This is a genomic window from Streptococcus sp. HMSC034E03 (assembly GCF_001811505.1).
GTDB lineage: Bacteria > Bacillota > Bacilli > Lactobacillales > Streptococcaceae > Streptococcus.
In genome coordinates this window covers 1-18,453 of record NZ_KV804916.1, presented here as the reverse complement: position 1 = coordinate 18,453, position 18,453 = coordinate 1, and the positions used below count along the sequence as shown (strand labels likewise).

Below are 18,453 nucleotides of genomic sequence, written 5' to 3'. Positions count from 1 at the left end.
TTATACCATAGTTCGTGACAGTTCCTGTTTTTTTTGATAGAATCATACAGTATGCCCTTGGGCACAAAGTAAGAACTGGGACTGTCTTTCCCAGCTTCGGAGGTAAAAAATGTCAGATTCACCAATCAAATATCGTTTGATTAAAAAAGAAAAACACACGGGAGCTCGTCTGGGTGAGATTATCACGCCACACGGAACCTTCCCAACTCCTATGTTTATGCCAGTTGGGACTCAAGCAACGGTCAAAACACAATCGCCAGAAGAATTGAAAGAGATTGGGTCAGGGATTATCCTCTCTAATACCTATCACTTGTGGCTTCGTCCTGGAGATGAGTTGATTGCTCGAGCAGGTGGGCTTCATAAGTTCATGAACTGGGACCAACCTATCTTGACGGATAGTGGCGGTTTCCAAGTATACTCTCTAGCTGATAGCCGTAACATTACAGAGGAAGGGGTAACCTTCAAAAACCACCTCAATGGTTCCAAGATGTTCCTATCACCTGAAAAAGCCATCTCTATCCAAAACAATCTAGGCTCAGATATCATGATGTCCTTTGACGAATGTCCTCAATTTTATCAGCCTTATGATTATGTGAAGAAGTCAATCGAACGTACAAGCCGTTGGGCTGAGCGTGGATTAAAAGCTCATCGTCGTCCACATGACCAAGGATTATTTGGGATTGTGCAAGGCGCAGGATTTGAAGATCTTCGTCGTCAATCAGCTCGCGACCTTGTTAGCATGGACTTCCCTGGATACTCTATCGGAGGGTTGGCAGTAGGTGAAACTCATGAAGAGATGAATGCAGTTTTGGATTTCACCACTCAACTTCTTCCTGAAAACAAACCTCGCTACTTGATGGGAGTGGGAGCGCCAGATAGCTTGATTGATGGGGTTATTCGTGGGGTCGATATGTTTGACTGTGTCTTGCCGACTCGTATCGCTCGTAACGGAACTTGTATGACTAGCCAAGGACGTTTGGTTGTCAAGAATGCCCAGTTTGCGGAGGACTTTACCCCACTTGATCCTGAGTGCGATTGCTACACATGTAAGAACTACACCCGTGCCTACCTTCGTCACTTGCTCAAGGCCGATGAGACCTTTGGTATTCGTTTGACAAGTTACCATAACCTTTACTTCTTGCTCAACCTTATGAAGCAGGTTCGTCAGGCTATTATGGATGATAATCTCTTGGAATTCCGTGAGCATTTTGTTGAAAAATATGGCTACAATAAATCAGGTCGTAATTTCTAAGATTAGTAGACCAAAGCTAAAATCCTAAGTTTTCTCTTAGGATTTTTCTTCTTTTTTTGATAAAATAAAGGTAGTATGGAATGAACATTAGATGGTTTTTTTTACTACTCTAATGAACGGAGAATAAACTCGTATGCGTATAAAATGGTTTTCCTTGATTAGGATTACAGGCTTACTCTTGGTACTCTTGTACCATTTTTTTCAGACGATTTTTCCAGGAGGTTTCTTCGGGGTTGACGTCTTCTTCACCTTTTCAGGTTTTCTAATTACGTCACTCCTGTTAGAAGAATTTGGACAAAAAGGGAAAATCGATATCTTGGGATTTTTCAGGAGACGTTTCTATCGTATTTTCCCTCCAGTCGTCTTGATGATCCTGGTCGTTATGCCCTTTACTTTCTTGGTTCGCCAAGATTATATAGCCGGGATTGGTAGTCAGATAGCTGGTGTTCTTGGTTTTATGACTAACTTCTATGAAATGTTAACAGGGGGAAGTTATGAATCTCAGTTCATTCCTCATTTGTTTGTTCATAATTGGAGCTTGGCGGTTGAGGTTCATTACTATATCTTGTGGGGCTTGGCGATTTGGTTCTTGTCCAAGCGGGTAAAATCATCTGGACAATTAAGAGGGCTAGTCTTTCTTCTATCATCAGCTGTCTTTATCATCGGTTTTCTTTCAATGTTTATCGGTAGCTTTATCGTTAGTTCCTACTCGACGCTCTACTTTTCTAGCTTTACTCACGTCTATCCTTTCTTTCTAGGCAGTATTTTGGCATCTTTGGTAGGTGTTCGTCAAACGACTACTCTTGTTAAGCGTTTAAATAATACCTGGGATTTGAAAAAGACCTTGCTAGTATTCGGGGCAGGTCTCGGAGTTTTGCTCTTATTGACTTTCTTCGTGAAATTTAATTATCTCTTTGCCTACTTGCTTGGCTTCTTGTTGGCAAGTTTAGCTGCCCTTCTGATGATCGTTGCAGCACGACTTTTGCATGAGAAAACTCCGACGATTGAAGAGCCAAAGGTGATTAGCTTCTTAGCTGACACTAGCTATGCCGTTTATCTTTTCCACTGGCCGTTTTATATTATTTTCTCTCAGTTGATGAGCAATTTACCGGCAGTGATTCTCACCACTATCTTTTCTTATCTCTTTGCAAGCCTTTCTTTCTATGTGATTGAACCTTTCATTGCCGGGAAGAACACTAGCTTATTGCAAAAGATAAGAGAAATTCCGCATATTCAACCAATCTTTGCGGGTAGCGTCGGATTTCTTAGCTTGCTAACACTGATTGTGATGCTCATAGCTCCCCAAGTCGGGGCTTTTGAAACGGATTTGATGGTAAATGGCCTTAATCAAGCTCAAACCAATATCACCCGTACAAAAACCATGGCGGATCAAGCAGAAGCAAGTAGCTACAATATTGCTGAAGGTGTATCCATCATTGGAGATTCTGTAACCTTGCGTGCAACACCGGGACTTAAAGAGGTTCTACCGGACGCTCAGACTGATGGTCAAGTAAGCCGAAATACCAAGCAAGCTAATGCTATTATGCTCAACCACAGTCAGAATAAAGTCCTCCCTAAAATAGTTGTTATTGCTACTGGAGTGAATAACCCTGAGGATTATAAGGCTGATATCGATTCTTTGATTACAAATTTACCTAAGGGGCATCAACTTGTACTTATGACACCTTATGAGGGGGATACAACTCAAGCAACTCAGCCTTATGTAGAACAATATGCGAACTATGTGCGTGAAGTGGCTCAAAAGTATCCTTACATTGCAATTGCAGACTGGAATCAGGTGTCTAAAGATCACCCAGATATTTGGAGAGGAACGGACCAAGTTCATTTTGGAAGTGATAATACCAAATTAGAAGAGGGAGGTAAGCTCTATGCAGAAACAATAGCATCAGCTATCAAGGCCTTGGCAGATAAACCTGTGAAGTCAAAATAATATCTAAAAAGTAGAGATGACCTTTCTCTACTTTTTCTTTTTAGAAAGTACTTCTTAGAAAATAATTCATTCTCTAAGCTTCTCTCTCTAACCTATGGCAATATCGTCTTACTCTAGGTTATTAGATCTTTGGGGAGTTTGGCCCAACTATGGCAATCTCTAGGCTTTCGTTTTTATGGCGGATCACGTCTGATTGGGAAAAACTTGCCAAATTGTCAGAATTATGAGAAAATAGGTGCAGTTTACAAATGGAGGGAATGCAATGAGAGAAGATATCAAAATCAATGATCGTGCTTTAGCATTAGAAGATCAAATCATTGATAAACTAGAAAAAGTTTACGATACAGATGTGGAACTAGATGTCTATAATCTTGGCTTGATTTACGAGATTCATTTGGACGAGGCTGGTCTTTGTACAATTGTCATGACCTTCACCGATACTGCCTGTGACTGTGCAGAAAGTTTACCAATCGAAATCGTGGCAGGTCTGAAACAGATTGAAGGAATTGAGGATGTCAGGGTTGAAGTTACCTGGTCGCCTGCCTGGAAGATTACACGCATCAGTCGCTATGGACGTATAGCACTTGGACTACCACCGCGCTAAAAAACAAGAGCTCTCTGCTAATAAACAGAGAGCCTTTTTGTTATTAGATTCCTCTAACTGCGAAATAGTGTCCACTTGGATTTGCAAAGTTAAAGTGAGGGAAAGGTTGGGTACTGATCGGACTAGTGGTGTCAGTCACTGCAGCTAGGCGTTTATGAAGACCGTGAAGATCTGCTGTCTCAAAGAGTAGGCTGGGTTTCATCTCAAAAGTTTCAAATCCCATGATTTCAGAGTGGTTCACAATTTCAAAATCGAAAGCAGACCAAAAGTCTCTCTCCACTGCTACATCATCTACGTAGAGCATAATTCCTGTATTTTGTGAAAACATTGCAACTCCTTTATAATCATAGTTAGAGCAATTATCTTAACACATTTCACGAGATAACACAAAGGATTAGAAAAAGCAGTCATTTAGCGACTGCTTATTTTTCTAGTTATTTTTTACCAGATTGTTCCATATTCCAGAAATCTGTAACGGCACCACGTGATGCAGAAGATACGGTATGGGCATACTTACCAAGGACACCACGGCTATAGAGTGGTGGCAAGGTTGTTTCTGCCTTGCGTTTTTCAAGTTCTTCATCGGAAACGGCCATGGAAATTTCTTTGGTATCTTGGTCGACAGTGACGATATCGCCTGTACGGAGATAGGCAATTGGTCCACCATCCTGAGCTTCAGGAGCGATATGTCCAACAACCAGACCATAAGTACCACCAGAGAAACGGCCATCCGTCAAGAGGGCAACCTTGTCTCCTTGACCTTTACCAACAATCATTGATGAAAGTGACAGCATCTCAGGCATACCAGGACCACCCTTAGGTCCAACGAAACGCACGACGACAACGTCGCCATCAACGATTTCATCTGACAAGACAGCTTGGATAGCATCTTCTTCAGAATCAAAGACCTTAGCTGGTCCAACGTGACGACGCACTTTAACACCTGATACCTTGGCAACTGCTCCATCAGGTGCAAGGTTCCCGTTCAAGATAATCAATGGTCCATCTGCACGTTTTGGATTTTCCAATGGCATGATGACTTTTTGACCTGGTGTGAGGTCTGCAAAGTCAGCTAAGTTTTCAGCGACAGTCTTACCAGTACATGTGATACGGTCTCCGTGAAGGAATCCATTTGCCAACAAGTACTTCATAACCGCAGGCACACCACCAACTTCGTAAAGGTCTTGGAAGACATACTGACCAGATGGTTTCAAGTCGGCCAAGTGAGGCACACGTTCTTGGATTGTATTGAAGTCCTCAAGTGACAAGTCAACATTAGCCGCGTGGGCAATGGCAAGCAAGTGAAGAGTAGCATTTGTAGAACCACCGAGAGCCATAGTTACAGTGATAGCATCTTCAAAGGCTTCACGAGTCAAGATATCTGATGGTTTGAGACCAAGTTCCAACATCTTAACAACAGCACGTCCTGCTGCTTCGATGTCTTCTTTCTTATCAGCAGATTCTGCTGGGTGAGAAGAAGAACCTGGCAAGCTCATCCCCAAAACTTCGATAGCAGTCGCCATAGTATTGGCAGTATACATACCACCACAGCCACCAGGGCCAGGGCAGGCATTACATTCCAGACGTTTCACGTCCTCCGCTGTCATATCGCCGTGATTCCACTTACCGATTCCTTCAAATACAGAAACCAAGTCGATGTCTTTGCCATCCAGTTTTCCAGGGGCGATAGTACCACCGTAAGCGAAAATAGCTGGGATATCCATATTGGCAATAGCAATCATGGAACCAGGCATGTTCTTGTCACAACCCCCGATAGCTACAAATGCATCGACGTTATGACCGCCCATAGCAGCTTCGATAGAGTCCGCGATGATATCACGTGACGTTAGAGAGAAGCGCATACCCGGCGTTCCCATGGCAATACCATCGGCTACCGTAATGGTTCCAAACTGCACAGGCCAAGCATCAGCAGATTTGACACCTTCTTTTGCAAGCTTACCGAAGTCATGCAAGTGAATATTACATGGTGTATTTTCTGCCCAAGTCGAAATGACTCCCACAATTGGTGTTTCAAAGTCCTTATCTGTCATACCAGTCGCACGAAGCATGGCACGGTTTGGTGATTTAACCATGCTGTCATAAATGCTACTGCGGTGACGTTTATCTAATTCTGTCATTTGTTCCCTCCCGATTCAGTTTGTATCATTATAGCACATTTTAAAAGCAATGAACAGAAGAAAATTCTTGAATTTTCAGAAAATTCTATACAGAAATATTTTCTTTAAAAATTTTGCATTTATTTCTTGACTTTATAAATTAAAGTGATATCATTTAGATATCAAAAAACAGGAGGTCATTCTGATGACTGAAAAACTAATCAATTCAAAACCAAATGGTGTAGTAGCATTGATTCTCATTGAGTTGGCACTCGTACTTGGTGTTTTTATATTTGTAATGGGTGCTGGTTCGGAAAATATTTTTGGAATTATTATCGGACTTTTATTAAGCTTAATTGCAGGTCTAGCTCATGCTGGTTTAAAAGTTGTGAAACCTCAAGAAGCACTGGTTTTGACCCTCTTTGGTAACTATACTGGGACCATCAAAGAACCTGGTTTTTACTTTGTCAATCCCTTCAGTATAGCGGTCAATCCTGCAATCCACACTCGACTCGGACAAAGTGGTGATGTTAGCACAAAATCTCCTTTTTCAGGGATGAAATCATCAAATGGTAATGACGTAAATCTTGAAATTGGCAAGAAACAGATTTCCCTCAAAGTTATGACTTTAAGTAATTCTCGTCAAAAGATTAACGATTGCCTAGGGAACCCTGTTGAAATCGGAATCGCTGTTACTTGGAGAGTGGTCGATACGGCTAAAGCAGTCTTCAACGTAGATAACTACAAAGAATACCTGTCATTGCAGTGTGATAGCGCCCTTCGTAATATTGTTCGCATCTATCCTTACGATGTGTCTCCGAATGTGGATACTACAGGTGATGGGCAAGCCGATGAAGGAAGCCTCCGCGGTTCTAGTGAGATTGTAGCTAGTCGCATTCGTGAAGAAATCCAAAGTCGTGTAGAGGACGCTGGTTTGGAAATCCTTGAAGCACGTATTACTTACCTAGCTTATGCACCGGAAATTGCAGCTGTCATGCTTCAACGTCAACAAGCATCAGCCATTATTGATGCACGTAAGATGATTGTTGATGGCGCTGTAGGAATGGTTGAAATGGCACTAGAACGTCTCAATGAAGGAGAATTAGTAGAACTTGACGAAGAACGAAAAGCTGCTATGGTTTCAAATCTCCTAGTCGTTCTCTGTGGCAATCATGATGCACAACCAATTGTCAATACAGGAAGCCTTTATTAAAAATGGCAGAAGCTAAAAAAAAGCAGATTCCCCTTCGACTTTCGAATAAGTTATACGCTGCACTCGCATCATGGGCAGAAGATGACTTCCGATCAGTTAACGGGCAAATCGAATATCTTCTCACCGAATGTGTCAAACAACGAAAAAAAGACGGGAAATACGTCTCAGAAACCATTGATGAACCCTTCGAGATTGATATTTAATCTATTTTCCTATCCAGAACCTTGGATGGGAAAATTTTTTAATCTTTTTTTGTCAAGTAACTTTACTTTACAAAAAAGTTTTGATATACTATTAAAGTTGATGAAAATCAAACCTAACTGAATTTATATCTTAAAAGGAGAAATCAAAATGGCAGTACCTGCACGTCGCACTTCAAAAGCGAAGAAAAACAAACGTCGTACACACTACAAAGTAACAGCTCCATCTGTAAACTTTGACGAAACTACTGGAGATTACTCACGTTCTCACCGCGTATCACTTAAAGGATACTACAAAGGACGTAAGATCGCTAAAGCTGCATCAGCTGAATAATAGAAGGGAGATACCATGCGCGTAAATATTACACTTGAACACAAAGAATCTGGTGAACGCTTGTACCTTACTTCTAAAAACAAACGTAACACTCCAGACCGTCTTCAATTGAAGAAATACTCACCAAAACTTCGCAAACACGTTGTGTTTACAGAAGTTAAATAAGGTTTCATTACATTTCAGTACATACTGAAAAACATTGATTTCATGCGATTTTTAAAATATTGAATTTCATTACAAATCATTTGAAATCAGTTCTATGGCAACCTTTTTGGCAACCTTTTTTGAAATAAAAAAGAAAGTCAACAATCGAAGAATGTAAAGTCCTAAGAATTTTCTAGGACTTTTTTCATTCCTAAAAATTGTTGGAATAGCGCAGTCTTTTCAATAAATTTTAGGAATCCAAAAAAATCTTCCTACAATAAGTAAGAAGATTTTTTATTTTTACTTTCTTAAGTTCTTTTTGGTATACCTTAATCCTAAACCTGCTAGTAACCCCAAGCCTAATAATCCTAGCATCGATCCCTTAGTTCCTGTATTTGGAAGTTGTTTCTTAGGTTCTGCTTTTGCATTTGTAGCTTGTGCAGGAGCTTGATATGTTTTATCGTCTTTGGTTCCCACTGTAGCCACACTTACAGTCTTGTTTTGAGCCTTAGCATCCACAACATCAACTACTTTACCGTCAGCGTCAAGGATAGGCTTAACTTCCCCACCTGAATGCACAATAGCATCTGTCTTGTCTTTCAAAGCCTGCAATCGTTGTTGTTCTGCAAGGTATGCGTCGTGTTCATCTTTGAGTTGCTTAAAGTTCTTATACCCACGAGCCTTAGCTTCAGCGATACCCTCAAGTCGAGCCAACTCGTCCTTAGCAGTCTTCAACTCAGCACGGAGTACACCAAGTTTAGCATTAGCATCAGTAAGCTCTTTATCCAAAGTCTTAAGGACTTCATCACGCTTATTAAGAGCAAGTTCGAGAACTGTTTGAGTGTCAGTAGCCTCTTTAGACGCTTCACGTTTACGAGCAAGGTCTTGACCAGCTGACTTACGAGCCAAGACTGCTACATCATGAGCTTTAGTAAGGACTTCCAATTCACCCTTAGCAGTTGCAAGAGCCTTGTCTGCTTCTGATTGTTCAGCCTTAGCAGTTTCAAGAGCTGTCTTAGCTTCAGCAAGAGCCTTAGCCTTATCAGTAGCGTTTGATTTAGCTAGAGCAAGTACTTCTTTGGCAGTTTGCAATGCTTTAGTGTCTTCAGCCAACTTAGATTTGGCATCGTTAAGAACTTTTTCAAGTGATGCGACATCAATCTTGTTACCTACTACGTTAGATAAGTTAGTATGAGCATTAGCAAGTGCTGTTTCTGCGTTGGTGTAATCAGTTTGAGCTGATTGGACTGTTGATTTGGCTTCTTCGGATGCTTTGACTGCATCATCATAGGTTGATTGAGCCAATGAGAGTTTTTCTTGGAGAACCTTAACATTGTTGTTTGCAGTAATTACTTTAGCTTTATTGAATTTGGCATTTTCGGAGATACCATTGTCTGATGTCCCATCGATATGGATATTGAAGTAACCACGTTTTTTGGGTTGAATTCCTACCCCAATGTATTGTTGATACACTAGATCGGGCTTATTAATATCACTTAGTCGTGCAAAACTAAGAGCATGTGCCCAATTAAGACGAGAATTTGAATCTGAATCATAGAATAACCCAATAAGAATATTCTCGTAGATCTCTTCTTTAAGTTCTGCTAAGTTTGATACTTTATTATTTGAGCTGAAACCAAGATTCTCTGCAAGGAGAACACCATTCTGCTCACCTACACTATCTAAAGCCTTGAAGTCATGGTTTTCTTCTTCTTTAGACTCTTTTGCAACTTCTCGGGCAATACGCATAGAATCTTCCGTTACAATAGCACGTGGTCTACCAAAGGCATCACGGATTTGGTTGATAAGGTCAGCCGTGAACAAGTTAATTTCACGCTCTACCTCTGGAGTAAGATTTTTAATATCTACAGGAATATTTTTGTCTTTAGCTGGAGCCTTATACTTGTTAGGGTTACCCTCTAAACCTAGTACCCCTCTATTTTCCAACTCTTGCTTACCTAAAACCTCTAACTTAGTTGAAATAGAAGCACTACGAGTATTAGCATACTCTTTTAAAAGTTTAACATACTCCTCACTTAGATTAAGTCGTGCTTGACCTTCTGTAGCATCAGCAAGCTCTTCTTTAGCACGGTTGAGGTCAGCTTTAGCTGTAGTTACTGCCCCATCTTTTGAAGTTTGGTCAGCTTTAGCATTAGCAAGGGTTGTAGTAGCTTGAGAAAGTTTAGTTTCAGCACTAGATACCCCAGTTTGGGCGTCTTTGATAGCTTGTTCTTTGTTGTCTTGAGCTTTTTTACCATTATCAAGGTTAGCCTGAGCAGTTGCTACGGCTTGAGTGTCAGTCTTGACTTGGTTAGTAAGCGTAGCTACCTCTTTTTCGAGAGGAGCAACATCAGTAGTAGATGATAGAGAATCTACTTTCTTCTGAGCGTCAGCTACCTTATTAGCAGTATCAGTGGCAGTTTTCTCAGCATTAGATACTACCTTAGTTTGGTCAGCAACCTTTTCAGCAGTAGCTGAAACAGACTTATCAGCATCAGCTACAGCCTTTTCAGCCGTAGCAAGCTCGTTGGCTTTCTTTTCAGCGTCAGCCTTAGCCTCAGCAACCTTTTCAGGTGTAACAGCCTTAGCCTCTTCTACTTTCTTAGTAGTATCAGCGATAGTCTTTTCAGTATTAGCAATGTTTGCTTCAGTAGATGCAACAACTTCTTTTTGCTTAGCTACATCCTGATTAGCTCTATCTGATTCAGCCTTAGCCGTGTCTACGTCTTGTTGGGTAGGAACTTTAGGTTTAACCTCGTCCTTAGCAACTACCCTAGTTGCAGGCTCATTAACGGCTACTTCAGTCTCACTAGCCGATACCCCAGTAGATACCCCAAAAGCAGTAAGTGCTAACGTAGAAACGACTGCGCCTGTGCGCAATTTCTTGATGGTTCCGTGACCTTGTGTGTTTGATTCCATCGTATAAACTCCTTTATGTCTTAAAAGACTGTTTTATGAATAATATTATACCACATTTTACAGTCTTTTAAATATTATTATTGCAAAAATTTCAGTCTTTTGATAACGATTTATTCAATGAGATAAACTTGTATGATAGTTATGAGGTACTATCATGACGGAAAAAATAAATTTAAGAGAATTTGTTGCAAAACAAATCAGACTTCTAAGACTGAAAAGCGGAATGACACAAGAATATCTAGCAGAAAAAGCTGATTTGGGTTTTAACTATATATATAGGTTAGAGAATAAACAGTTAAACGTTAAGCTTGAGACTATTGAAAAAATCATACAAGCGCTTGAAGTTGATATGAATACTTTTTTTGATATTGAAAATCAAAATCAAAGCGGAGAATTTTCACAACTCATTGAAGATATTAGAAATCTACCGACAGAAAAAAGAGAACCTACTATAAAGGCTCTCCGAGATATATTAAAACAAATAAATTAAGCCAAGTATTTTTGAACTTGGCTTTTTATTTTGTTAAATTCCCTCGACATTCAAAAAAGAACTCATATAAACTACTACGAATAAAACGACTATCTAATAGCGGAGCGAACAATAATTCTAGTTCCTTTTGTAGTTTTTCAGTTTCAAATTTTAATTCATTAAGAGTCATTTTTGTTGAAAATTCTAAAAAATTATTTCTACCCTTATCTTTAGTGATTTCCCTCGGTTGTAAAGGTCCCGAATCTGTAACTGCTATACGTAGTTTAGCAAGGAAAAGCATAATTTGCCAAATATTGGTTTGTTCTTCACTACTATTTTTAGAATCAATTAAACTAACAGTTAATTCTTCTAATATATTTAAAAAATTAGTCTTATTCAGATATTGTTCAAGAGTTGAATAATCAATATCAAAATCGATTTCATCCTGTGAATACATAAGAAATTTTAGCAAAAAAGACTTCATATCGTCTAGTTGCTCACTAGAGAGCTCAAATATACTATATCTAGTATTTTTACCTTTTATTGCTTTGTATTCATTAGCAAAAGCTAGACAACTACGAATTAAACCTTGATCTTGCTGAGTCAAATATAGTTCACTTAATTCCGATTGTTTGTCTTCAAAAAAATCATCTACTGTCCCCTCTAACATATCAGTTATAGTTTCTGACTCAACTTTAATTTTTTGAAAAAGTAAAGAAATTACAAATTTTGTAGTTCCCTTAACTGAAAAAACTTTCCAATCCGGTTTTTTACCCTCTCCACAGTAATCTTCTACAAAACCTCTTTTATTAGAGCTTGAAAAGTTCCTAGGTATAAATGCTTCTCTTATATCTCTTAACAACTTATAACTTTTCCAATAGTAAATATATTGTTTTAAAATCTCAATATCATGTACTATAATTCTTAGTTCATTTTGTAATGCTTTGTTTTCTTCATACAATTCTATTAAAACTTCAAAACATGAAATATTATTTTGCATATCAATTCCCCTCCCCAATACACTACTATAAATTAATTATATCAAAAAAAGCTATTGGGATGAGGGGGAAATACAAAACATTGTGATTTTTTCAACATGTATAATAGCAACATAATCAAAAAAAGATCGTTGTTTGTAATAAAATTAATTCTAGAATGTTATTATCAATGTTTCTGAAATAAGTTCCATACAGCGATCTAAAACTTGCAATAAAGAGGTTAAAAGAATGGATTTACAAAGATTTAAAGAAATAGGTTGTAACCCTAAAGTTATTCCCGCGAAAATAAAAAATGAAGATTTTGATTATCTTGCAAAAATAACTTGTATCTGGTTCACTTTTCAATACTATAGTAAATTTTGTACAAGGAAGCCTCCAAAAAACTATGCATTCTATGATGTATTAATGAAGTATGATAATTCTGAGGAATTTAGAAAATATCGTACTGATCTTGGAATACCTGAAAATGAATATGGTTATCCAACTATCAGTAGCCGAACTCTACAAAGAATTTGTTCTCTACATACAATTAATAAAGAATTTGTTCTTCAAATTTTTACAAATAATCATTTCCAAAGAACATATATAGAAGCTTATAAATATTTCTTTTGGGATAATAGTTGTGAATTAGTAAAAACTTATAATAAATTTCTCAAAAATCTTATGAAATTGGCGAGTTTTCATCTAAATAAAAATATAAAATGATTATAAAGGTGGTGATTCCAATGTAAAATAACCTAATACTCTGTAGTAATTATTATTGCTGAACAAGTCCTACACAGTAGTAATATGTAAAGATTGTGGCGAAAGGAATAAAAAAAAAATGCTTTTATGTGAAGAAGTTCTTATAACTGTAAATTTGCTAGGTTTGAGTCAAGAAATAGACTTTGAAACAAAACAGGCAACTGGAAACGTAAAACTGGATGTTGGTTTTCGAAATGATTCTGGAAAATATATTACTAGAATCATAAAAGTTAACAATTCGACAGTTTCAGAATACACTCCGTATCTAGATGAAAAAATCAATTTAAGATTACAACGTGTAACATTTTCAGCTTATTTATCTAATAATAGAGCAGCGTTATCTATTAAAGCTGAGAAAGCAACGATAGAGGAATAAGTATGATTCTAAAAAGAGCTAGAGCACCAACTGCTTAATTTTCTTCGTGCTGACAAAAAAAATTACAAGGAGAGTTTAAAAAATGAAAAAAATTTTTGAAGAGGCAATCAGACAAAATCCTTCGATTACTTTTGATCGATGTGTCAAAGAGTGTGAAAAGTTGCTAGGAATACTGGGGAGCGATCAACTAGTTAACTTAAGTCTAGAAGATCGTTTGAATCTAGTGAGTAAGTTTGAATATATATCTTATGAGAGCAGAGGATATCTAGACTTACAAGCACTTGTTCCTAGTTATGCTGTAAAAAAAGACTCTCTGCTATTAAAACAAAGAGAAAACCCTTTTATCACAACAGCTCAACAACAGCATGCTCAAAAACTATATGATATGGTTTCATATACAACAAATAGCTACCCGTATGGGATGATAATTTACTACGATTTTGAATCGTGGACAGATGATAAGTTACGTTTGAATATTACGTTAGAGTATAACGAAGCGTTTAACAGGAGATAAACTTTAATGATTTACATTTTACAGTCAGTACTCTACTTAATATCCATATTTTTAATACTATACTCAGGGTTTGTATTTGTTAATATGATTATTCTTGTCTATACATTGCCTCGTGAAGAGTTACTTCCGAAAGCTATCAAAAACACAAACTTGCAAATTCAACATTTGTTAAAGTTATTTATTGACTCTCAAGAAGAACAAAACTATTATTCAGATTTTCATGCTGAGCTTATACATCAAGCTTCAAAGCTCAGTATATATCTGAACACAATTCATTTCCCAAATGGGATACAACGAGAGAGACAAGATTTCTATCTCTGGTTATCAAAAATGCCAGTTCAACAAGACTTTGATGATTGGAAAATGGAGCTACGTCAAACGGTACGTAGTTACAATGATAACCTTGATGTTATGTTTAACATGGTAGAGGAAGAACCTTATTTAAAACTCAAGATTAATCTAATCTCTAAAGAAGATTTAAATCGTCTTAAGCACAGTCAGGCTAAACCCCTCTACGATGACGAAGGAGAAATTTGATGACACTTAAATTGAATATACTGAGAAAAGAAAGTAGCAACGAACCTATTGAATGGAACTGCACTCGCTTTCCACATCTCCTCATTTCCGCACCAACAAATAGCGGGAAATCTTACTTCATTAAATATATACTAAGTATATTAAAAATTCATTCAGATGATGCTTCTATTATGATACTTGATTACAAACAAGGAATAGACTATTGGCAGTGGAGACAATTAGATAATGTGTATCTTGGTGATTCCGTTTACGATGGTTTTCGGCAAGCTTATAGCATTTTTGAAAATCGTAGACTTAATCCTAACCAAAAATATCCTCCTTTCTTTTTGATATTTGAAGAATATCAAAGTACAGTTGAAAGCATTCCCAAAAAAGCTGACAAAGAGGAGTTTTTACAGAAAATGGGGAATTTGTTACGATTATCAAGACAGATCAATTATCACATTATATGTGTCTGTCAAAGAGGGGATTCCTCCTTGTTTCCTCATGGTGGAAGGGAAAATTTTTCCTCTAAAATTTCAATTGGAAGATTAAGTCCCCAAGCTAAACAGATGCTGTTCCCTGATGACGAGGTTAATCGCAATAAATCCCAAGGCGAAGTTAATATTCAGTTTGATGGTTCGTTCGTTATTGAAGCTAGAACCTATACTATTAAAGATATAGATAAAGCAACATATTTAATAACTGGCTTACTAGATCGAGGACTACCAAAAAGCGAGGAGGCTGTTGCCCGTAGCCCCTCAGGCGAAGGATAAGCTTACAGCCTCGCCAGCTTTAGCTGGCTAAGTTCGGGCTAGTATTACCCCGAACTTCATGACAACATGACAAACTAACTAAAACATTACTATAACTAGTATAATTGGATATAAAATTGTCACAATAAGAAAGTGACAAAGGAGAAGATTCATGACAAATTATAAAGTTTCATCTGACTTTCGCGCTCGTAGTTTCTGTTGTGTTCTGAACAACGTTGATAAGTTGTTCGATAAGAAATCAGATTTTTTTGATAGCGATACATACAATGAAAAAACTAAAAAAAGAATTCAAGAGTTTCGCAAGTCCCTTCCAGATACCGATGAACCTCTCAGCCCCGAGGAAATTGTCTATTTCTTAATGGAACGGTGGATTGCACGAAATGAAAACGTTGTCTGCGCTGTTAACTATGAAATCGGTGACAACGGAACTCATCATTGTCACATGGTGCTTGAAGATAAACAAGCTTTCCGATTCTCGGCTCTTCAAAAACTCTATCCCACTATACATATAGAAGTTACCCGTGGAACTAGAGAGCAAGTCATTGCTTACCTTGAAAAAAGCGGAGAGCATGAAGAAAAGGAACATACTATTGTAGTACCTATGAAGATTCACGGTGAGCTTAGAGCTGGAAATCAAGGTCACCGAAGTGAATTTGATTACATTCAGAAACAAATAGAGAACGGAGCTACTCCTGAAGAAATTATGGGGAGTAACTTTGAGTTCCGTAAATACTCTAAAATGATTCGTGAACACTTCTTTCAGTATCGACTTTCTCATACTCCAGACGAAAAAGAAATGGCAGTATACTGGCATGTGGGAGAGTCTGGAGATGGAAAATCGCACACGCAAGTTGATTTAAAGAAAAAGCATGGTCGGGATAATGTATACATCTGGACTGACTTTGACAATGGTGGGCTTGACCTATATTGCGCTGAATCTATACTTTTTATGGATGAATTCAAGGGCATGCCATACAAAGAATTTCTTAAGGTGACAGATGTTTACCCTATTCAGCTACACGCCCGTTACACAAATACAATCGCTCTTTGGAATGAAATCCACATCACATCAATTTTCACTCCAAAACAAGCTTATGACTTAATGGTAGCAGAGGGTCAACGAGAAGTTGATAGCTATAAACAGTTACAACGGAGACTTACTGAGGTTATCTTTCATTTCAAAACTAAAGAAAATGATGGTAGCTTCAAGTATAAAACCATTACATTTACACCTGAAGAGTTCGATAGATACAGCAAGGAACAAATTGAAAAATTTGCATACCTATTCGATAAGTTTAATCCAAGTGTATTAAACTATGACTTCGAAAAGGATGCATTTCACAGTTCTATGAACCCAAGCAATGATCGAAGAAAAAATGCTACTACTTCCAAACCATCCAAATCAGAAAGTAATAGCAAATAAGTATTCCGAGATAAGCCAAGGCTAATCTCTACTACCATTATGCCATATTTCGATTATTGTTGCAAAGAAAGAGAGAATAGTATGTCACAAGATTACCTTGAAATGAAGCAAATAGAACTCCTGCTTCACACTATCATTGAAATGCTAAAGAATTTGAACAGCGAAAAAAGAAGTTCATGCATCTACACACAAAAAGAGATTTTAGATCTGCTCAGTATTTCCCCTAACACATTAAAGTCATGGGAAAATAGAGGTCTAAAGCGTTTAGAACCACCTATTGAGGGTACTAGAACCGTTTACTATCATATTGATACTGTTTTAGAGTTTTTAAGCCACAACTAAAAGTGAAATGTGCTAGAATAGAAGTATCAAAAAAGAAAGAAAGTGAGATACTATCTATTTTAGCTTTTTTCAATTCTTCGATTGATTGAGGAGAGCAACTATGAATATAGAAAAAATCATCCATAAAGGCAAAACAGTCCTCAAAAAAGTAAAGGACAATGGCGAGATTAGTTATTCAGTAAAGAGCGTCTATCTAGGCTTAGATATAAAGACTGGAAAACCTGTAAAAACAACTGTAACAGCTAAAACCCTACGATCCTTAGATCGTAAAATTATTCAAGCTAAAATTGATTGGGAAGAAAGTGGTTCAACAAGGAAAGAAACTTTTAGCATTGCTACCTTGTCAGATCTAGCTGAAATGTGGTTCTCCAACTACGAAACTTGGGTCAGCTCAGATAACACTCTAAACCGAGTGAGGAACTATCTAGACACCTATATCCTCCCCAAATTCGGACACTATCAACCAGATAAAATCACTTCTTCCGATATACAAAAATGGATTAACGAGCTTGCCCAAAAATCTAAAGAATCTGTCGATGCCGGTAATAAACGAGCTAAAAAAGGAAGTGCAAAAGATTTTGGAGCAATCGCCCACAAGTTAAGAGAGATTTTTAATTTTGGAATAACGCATTTTGAACTCAAATATAATCCTGTTCAATCTATCAAGATTCCACCAAAACCAAAAAGCAATCAAAAACGCATTATGGTTCTTCATGATGAAGATTTAACTATCTGGCTAAATTTCGTCGATACTTTACCTAATACTAGGGCTAATCGGCGATTTAAAGTTATCTGCGACAGTCTACTTGCTTCAGGAATGAGAATCAATGAGCTATTAGCTTTGACTATATATGACCTTGATTTTGAAAGTTCTGAAATATTAGTCACTAAAACTCTTGTATGGAAAAATGCAAACCCTAAGTTAGGATTAAAAGGAAAGGTTGTTTGTAAAAATACTCCTAAATCTGATTCGGGCAATAGAAAAATAGCTGTTCCGTACCAAATTATTGAGCAACTTCAAAACTTTCATGATGAAATGAATCTTTATTTCAAGAAGAACGGTCTTTCAAAAAGTCAGTTGATTTTCCCAACTATTTATGGAAACTATATGTGCGATAGGAATGAACGTGCAACACTCAAAAGACGATTACAGGAAGTTGGTCTACCTGACTATGGTTTTCACTTATTCCGCCACACACACGCTTCTATGATGTTAAATGCAGGTATGAACTGGAAAGAGTTACAGGTTCGCATGGGACATAAGTCTATCAAAACTACTATGGACATATATGCCGAGCTTGCCCCTAAAAATCAAACGCAAGCGGTAGATATTTATCTAAATAAAATTGCGGAGCTAACCTCATAAAATTCATGGCAAGCTTTTTGGCAACCTCTGACAGTTTTATCCAAATCAATAGCTTATAAACATTGATTTAATAGGGTTTATCACAACTAAAATAGATTTTAAGTATTCCTTACAGAAGTGAAGTAAGCATTCAATACGAATCAATACATAAGAAAAACGCTGATTCTGTACTGACCCCAAAAAGTTAGACAATTA

At 37.6% G+C, this 18,453-nt stretch carries 20 protein-coding genes; 16 read left to right on the top strand and 4 right to left on the bottom strand.

The genetic code is table 11. From position 1 onward, the window contains the following. The first annotated feature begins 109 nt into the window (after positions 1-109). The 3 genes from tgt to HMPREF2805_RS00185 all read left to right on the top strand — a co-directional run bounded on the left by tgt (position 110) and on the right by HMPREF2805_RS00185 (position 3,807). Positions 110-1,252, top strand: coding sequence for a tRNA guanosine(34) transglycosylase Tgt (gene tgt / locus HMPREF2805_RS00195; protein WP_075230954.1), 1,143 nt, complete (start codon positions 110-112; stop codon positions 1,250-1,252). A gap of 133 nt (positions 1,253-1,385) precedes the next feature. Further along, positions 1,386-3,203, top strand: a complete 1,818-nt coding sequence (locus tag HMPREF2805_RS00190; protein ID WP_075230953.1) for an acyltransferase family protein — start codon at positions 1,386-1,388, stop codon at positions 3,201-3,203. Positions 3,204-3,465: 262 nt separating this feature from the next. Then, positions 3,466-3,807, top strand: a complete 342-nt coding sequence (locus tag HMPREF2805_RS00185) for a metal-sulfur cluster assembly factor (protein WP_075230952.1) — start codon at positions 3,466-3,468, stop codon at positions 3,805-3,807. 43 nt (positions 3,808-3,850) lie between these two features. On the opposite strand, the gene HMPREF2805_RS00180 is transcribed toward HMPREF2805_RS00185, so the two are convergent. Both HMPREF2805_RS00180 and ilvD read right to left on the bottom strand, forming a co-directional pair. Then, positions 3,851-4,135: a VOC family protein gene (locus HMPREF2805_RS00180; RefSeq protein WP_075230951.1), complete on the bottom strand. Its 285-nt coding sequence runs from the start codon at positions 4,133-4,135 to the stop codon at positions 3,851-3,853. Between the two features lie 106 nt (positions 4,136-4,241). Next, positions 4,242-5,945, bottom strand: coding sequence for a dihydroxy-acid dehydratase (ilvD, locus tag HMPREF2805_RS00175; protein WP_075230950.1), 1,704 nt, complete (start codon positions 5,943-5,945; stop codon positions 4,242-4,244). A gap of 184 nt (positions 5,946-6,129) precedes the next feature. Here ilvD and HMPREF2805_RS00170 point away from each other — a divergent pair, with 184 nt between their 5' ends. The 4 genes from HMPREF2805_RS00170 (at position 6,130) to rpmG (ending at position 7,836) form a co-directional block, all read left to right on the top strand. Beyond that, entirely contained in the window at positions 6,130-7,137 is a 1,008-nt protein-coding gene (locus HMPREF2805_RS00170; protein WP_075230949.1) for an SPFH domain-containing protein, read from the top strand. Positions 7,138-7,139: 2 nt separating this feature from the next. Next, on the top strand, positions 7,140-7,340 hold the full coding sequence (locus HMPREF2805_RS00165; protein WP_000796543.1) for a type II toxin-antitoxin system antitoxin: 201 nt from the start codon (positions 7,140-7,142) through the stop codon (positions 7,338-7,340). Positions 7,341-7,488: 148 nt separating this feature from the next. Beyond that, the gene (rpmF, locus tag HMPREF2805_RS00160; RefSeq protein ID WP_000290417.1) at positions 7,489-7,671 is read left to right on the top strand and encodes a 50S ribosomal protein L32; all 183 of its coding nucleotides are present in this window, start codon (positions 7,489-7,491) and stop codon (positions 7,669-7,671) included. Between the two features lie 15 nt (positions 7,672-7,686). After that, a complete protein-coding gene (gene rpmG / locus HMPREF2805_RS00155) occupies positions 7,687-7,836 on the top strand; it encodes a 50S ribosomal protein L33 (RefSeq protein ID WP_001265622.1) in 150 nt (49 codons plus the stop codon). A 279-nt stretch (positions 7,837-8,115) separates the two neighbouring features. Here rpmG and HMPREF2805_RS00150 read toward each other — a convergent pair whose 3' ends face one another. Next, entirely contained in the window at positions 8,116-10,734 is a 2,619-nt protein-coding gene (locus HMPREF2805_RS00150) for an SEC10/PgrA surface exclusion domain-containing protein (protein WP_075230948.1), read from the bottom strand. A 154-nt stretch (positions 10,735-10,888) separates the two neighbouring features. On the opposite strand from HMPREF2805_RS00150, the gene HMPREF2805_RS00145 reads away from it, so the two are divergent. Beyond that, entirely contained in the window at positions 10,889-11,224 is a 336-nt protein-coding gene (locus HMPREF2805_RS00145; protein WP_033688249.1) for a helix-turn-helix domain-containing protein, read from the top strand. A gap of 25 nt (positions 11,225-11,249) precedes the next feature. On the opposite strand, the gene HMPREF2805_RS00140 is transcribed toward HMPREF2805_RS00145, so the two are convergent. Further along, the gene (locus HMPREF2805_RS00140; protein WP_075230947.1) at positions 11,250-12,203 is read right to left on the bottom strand and encodes a hypothetical protein; all 954 of its coding nucleotides are present in this window, start codon (positions 12,201-12,203) and stop codon (positions 11,250-11,252) included. Positions 12,204-12,429: 226 nt separating this feature from the next. On the opposite strand from HMPREF2805_RS00140, the gene HMPREF2805_RS00135 reads away from it, so the two are divergent. The 8 genes from HMPREF2805_RS00135 to HMPREF2805_RS00100 all read left to right on the top strand — a co-directional run bounded on the left by HMPREF2805_RS00135 (position 12,430) and on the right by HMPREF2805_RS00100 (position 18,258). Then, complete coding sequence (locus HMPREF2805_RS00135; RefSeq protein ID WP_075230946.1) at positions 12,430-12,906, top strand: hypothetical protein; 477 nt, start codon at positions 12,430-12,432, stop codon at positions 12,904-12,906. Positions 12,907-13,024: 118 nt separating this feature from the next. Beyond that, positions 13,025-13,321 (top strand): hypothetical protein, encoded by a 297-nt coding sequence (locus HMPREF2805_RS00130; RefSeq protein ID WP_075228108.1) that lies wholly within the window; start codon positions 13,025-13,027, stop codon positions 13,319-13,321. Between the two features lie 82 nt (positions 13,322-13,403). Then, complete coding sequence (locus tag HMPREF2805_RS00125; RefSeq protein ID WP_075228107.1) at positions 13,404-13,835, top strand: hypothetical protein; 432 nt, start codon at positions 13,404-13,406, stop codon at positions 13,833-13,835. Between the two features lie 6 nt (positions 13,836-13,841). Further along, on the top strand, positions 13,842-14,372 hold the full coding sequence (locus HMPREF2805_RS00120; RefSeq protein ID WP_075230945.1) for a hypothetical protein: 531 nt from the start codon (positions 13,842-13,844) through the stop codon (positions 14,370-14,372). Further along, entirely contained in the window at positions 14,372-15,127 is a 756-nt protein-coding gene (locus HMPREF2805_RS00115) for a helicase HerA domain-containing protein (RefSeq protein ID WP_075230944.1), read from the top strand. The genes HMPREF2805_RS00120 and HMPREF2805_RS00115 overlap by 1 nt, the downstream gene beginning before the upstream one ends. 151 nt (positions 15,128-15,278) lie before the next feature. Further along, positions 15,279-16,550, top strand: coding sequence for a replication protein RepA (locus HMPREF2805_RS00110; RefSeq protein WP_075230943.1), 1,272 nt, complete (start codon positions 15,279-15,281; stop codon positions 16,548-16,550). Between the two features lie 81 nt (positions 16,551-16,631). Continuing rightward, positions 16,632-16,892 (top strand): MerR family transcriptional regulator, encoded by a 261-nt coding sequence (locus tag HMPREF2805_RS00105; RefSeq protein ID WP_075230942.1) that lies wholly within the window; start codon positions 16,632-16,634, stop codon positions 16,890-16,892. Between the two features lie 100 nt (positions 16,893-16,992). Continuing rightward, positions 16,993-18,258 carry a tyrosine-type recombinase/integrase gene (locus HMPREF2805_RS00100; RefSeq protein ID WP_075230941.1) on the top strand — a complete coding sequence of 422 codons (1,266 nt, stop codon included), beginning with the start codon at positions 16,993-16,995 and terminating at the stop codon, positions 18,256-18,258. The last annotated feature ends 195 nt before the right edge of the window (positions 18,259-18,453 follow it).

Coding starts and splice junctions, on each gene's coding strand:
- HMPREF2805_RS00105 (WP_075230942.1), top strand. CDS start 16,632: ATGTCACAAGATTACCTTGAAATGAAGCAAATAGAACTCCTGCTTCAC.
- HMPREF2805_RS00115 (WP_075230944.1), top strand. CDS start 14,372: ATGACACTTAAATTGAATATACTGAGAAAAGAAAGTAGCAACGAACCT.
- HMPREF2805_RS00170 (WP_075230949.1), top strand. CDS start 6,130: ATGACTGAAAAACTAATCAATTCAAAACCAAATGGTGTAGTAGCATTG.
- HMPREF2805_RS00180 (WP_075230951.1), bottom strand. CDS start 4,135: ATGTTTTCACAAAATACAGGAATTATGCTCTACGTAGATGATGTAGCA.
- ilvD (WP_075230950.1), bottom strand. CDS start 5,945: ATGACAGAATTAGATAAACGTCACCGCAGTAGCATTTATGACAGCATG.
- rpmF (WP_000290417.1), top strand. CDS start 7,489: ATGGCAGTACCTGCACGTCGCACTTCAAAAGCGAAGAAAAACAAACGT.
- HMPREF2805_RS00140 (WP_075230947.1), bottom strand. CDS start 12,203: ATGCAAAATAATATTTCATGTTTTGAAGTTTTAATAGAATTGTATGAA.
- HMPREF2805_RS00185 (WP_075230952.1), top strand. CDS start 3,466: ATGAGAGAAGATATCAAAATCAATGATCGTGCTTTAGCATTAGAAGAT.
- rpmG (WP_001265622.1), top strand. CDS start 7,687: ATGCGCGTAAATATTACACTTGAACACAAAGAATCTGGTGAACGCTTG.
- HMPREF2805_RS00130 (WP_075228108.1), top strand. CDS start 13,025: ATGCTTTTATGTGAAGAAGTTCTTATAACTGTAAATTTGCTAGGTTTG.
- HMPREF2805_RS00135 (WP_075230946.1), top strand. CDS start 12,430: ATGGATTTACAAAGATTTAAAGAAATAGGTTGTAACCCTAAAGTTATT.
- HMPREF2805_RS00150 (WP_075230948.1), bottom strand. CDS start 10,734: ATGGAATCAAACACACAAGGTCACGGAACCATCAAGAAATTGCGCACA.
- HMPREF2805_RS00165 (WP_000796543.1), top strand. CDS start 7,140: ATGGCAGAAGCTAAAAAAAAGCAGATTCCCCTTCGACTTTCGAATAAG.
- tgt (WP_075230954.1), top strand. CDS start 110: ATGTCAGATTCACCAATCAAATATCGTTTGATTAAAAAAGAAAAACAC.
- HMPREF2805_RS00125 (WP_075228107.1), top strand. CDS start 13,404: ATGAAAAAAATTTTTGAAGAGGCAATCAGACAAAATCCTTCGATTACT.
- HMPREF2805_RS00120 (WP_075230945.1), top strand. CDS start 13,842: ATGATTTACATTTTACAGTCAGTACTCTACTTAATATCCATATTTTTA.
- HMPREF2805_RS00100 (WP_075230941.1), top strand. CDS start 16,993: ATGAATATAGAAAAAATCATCCATAAAGGCAAAACAGTCCTCAAAAAA.
- HMPREF2805_RS00110 (WP_075230943.1), top strand. CDS start 15,279: ATGACAAATTATAAAGTTTCATCTGACTTTCGCGCTCGTAGTTTCTGT.
- HMPREF2805_RS00190 (WP_075230953.1), top strand. CDS start 1,386: ATGCGTATAAAATGGTTTTCCTTGATTAGGATTACAGGCTTACTCTTG.
- HMPREF2805_RS00145 (WP_033688249.1), top strand. CDS start 10,889: ATGACGGAAAAAATAAATTTAAGAGAATTTGTTGCAAAACAAATCAGA.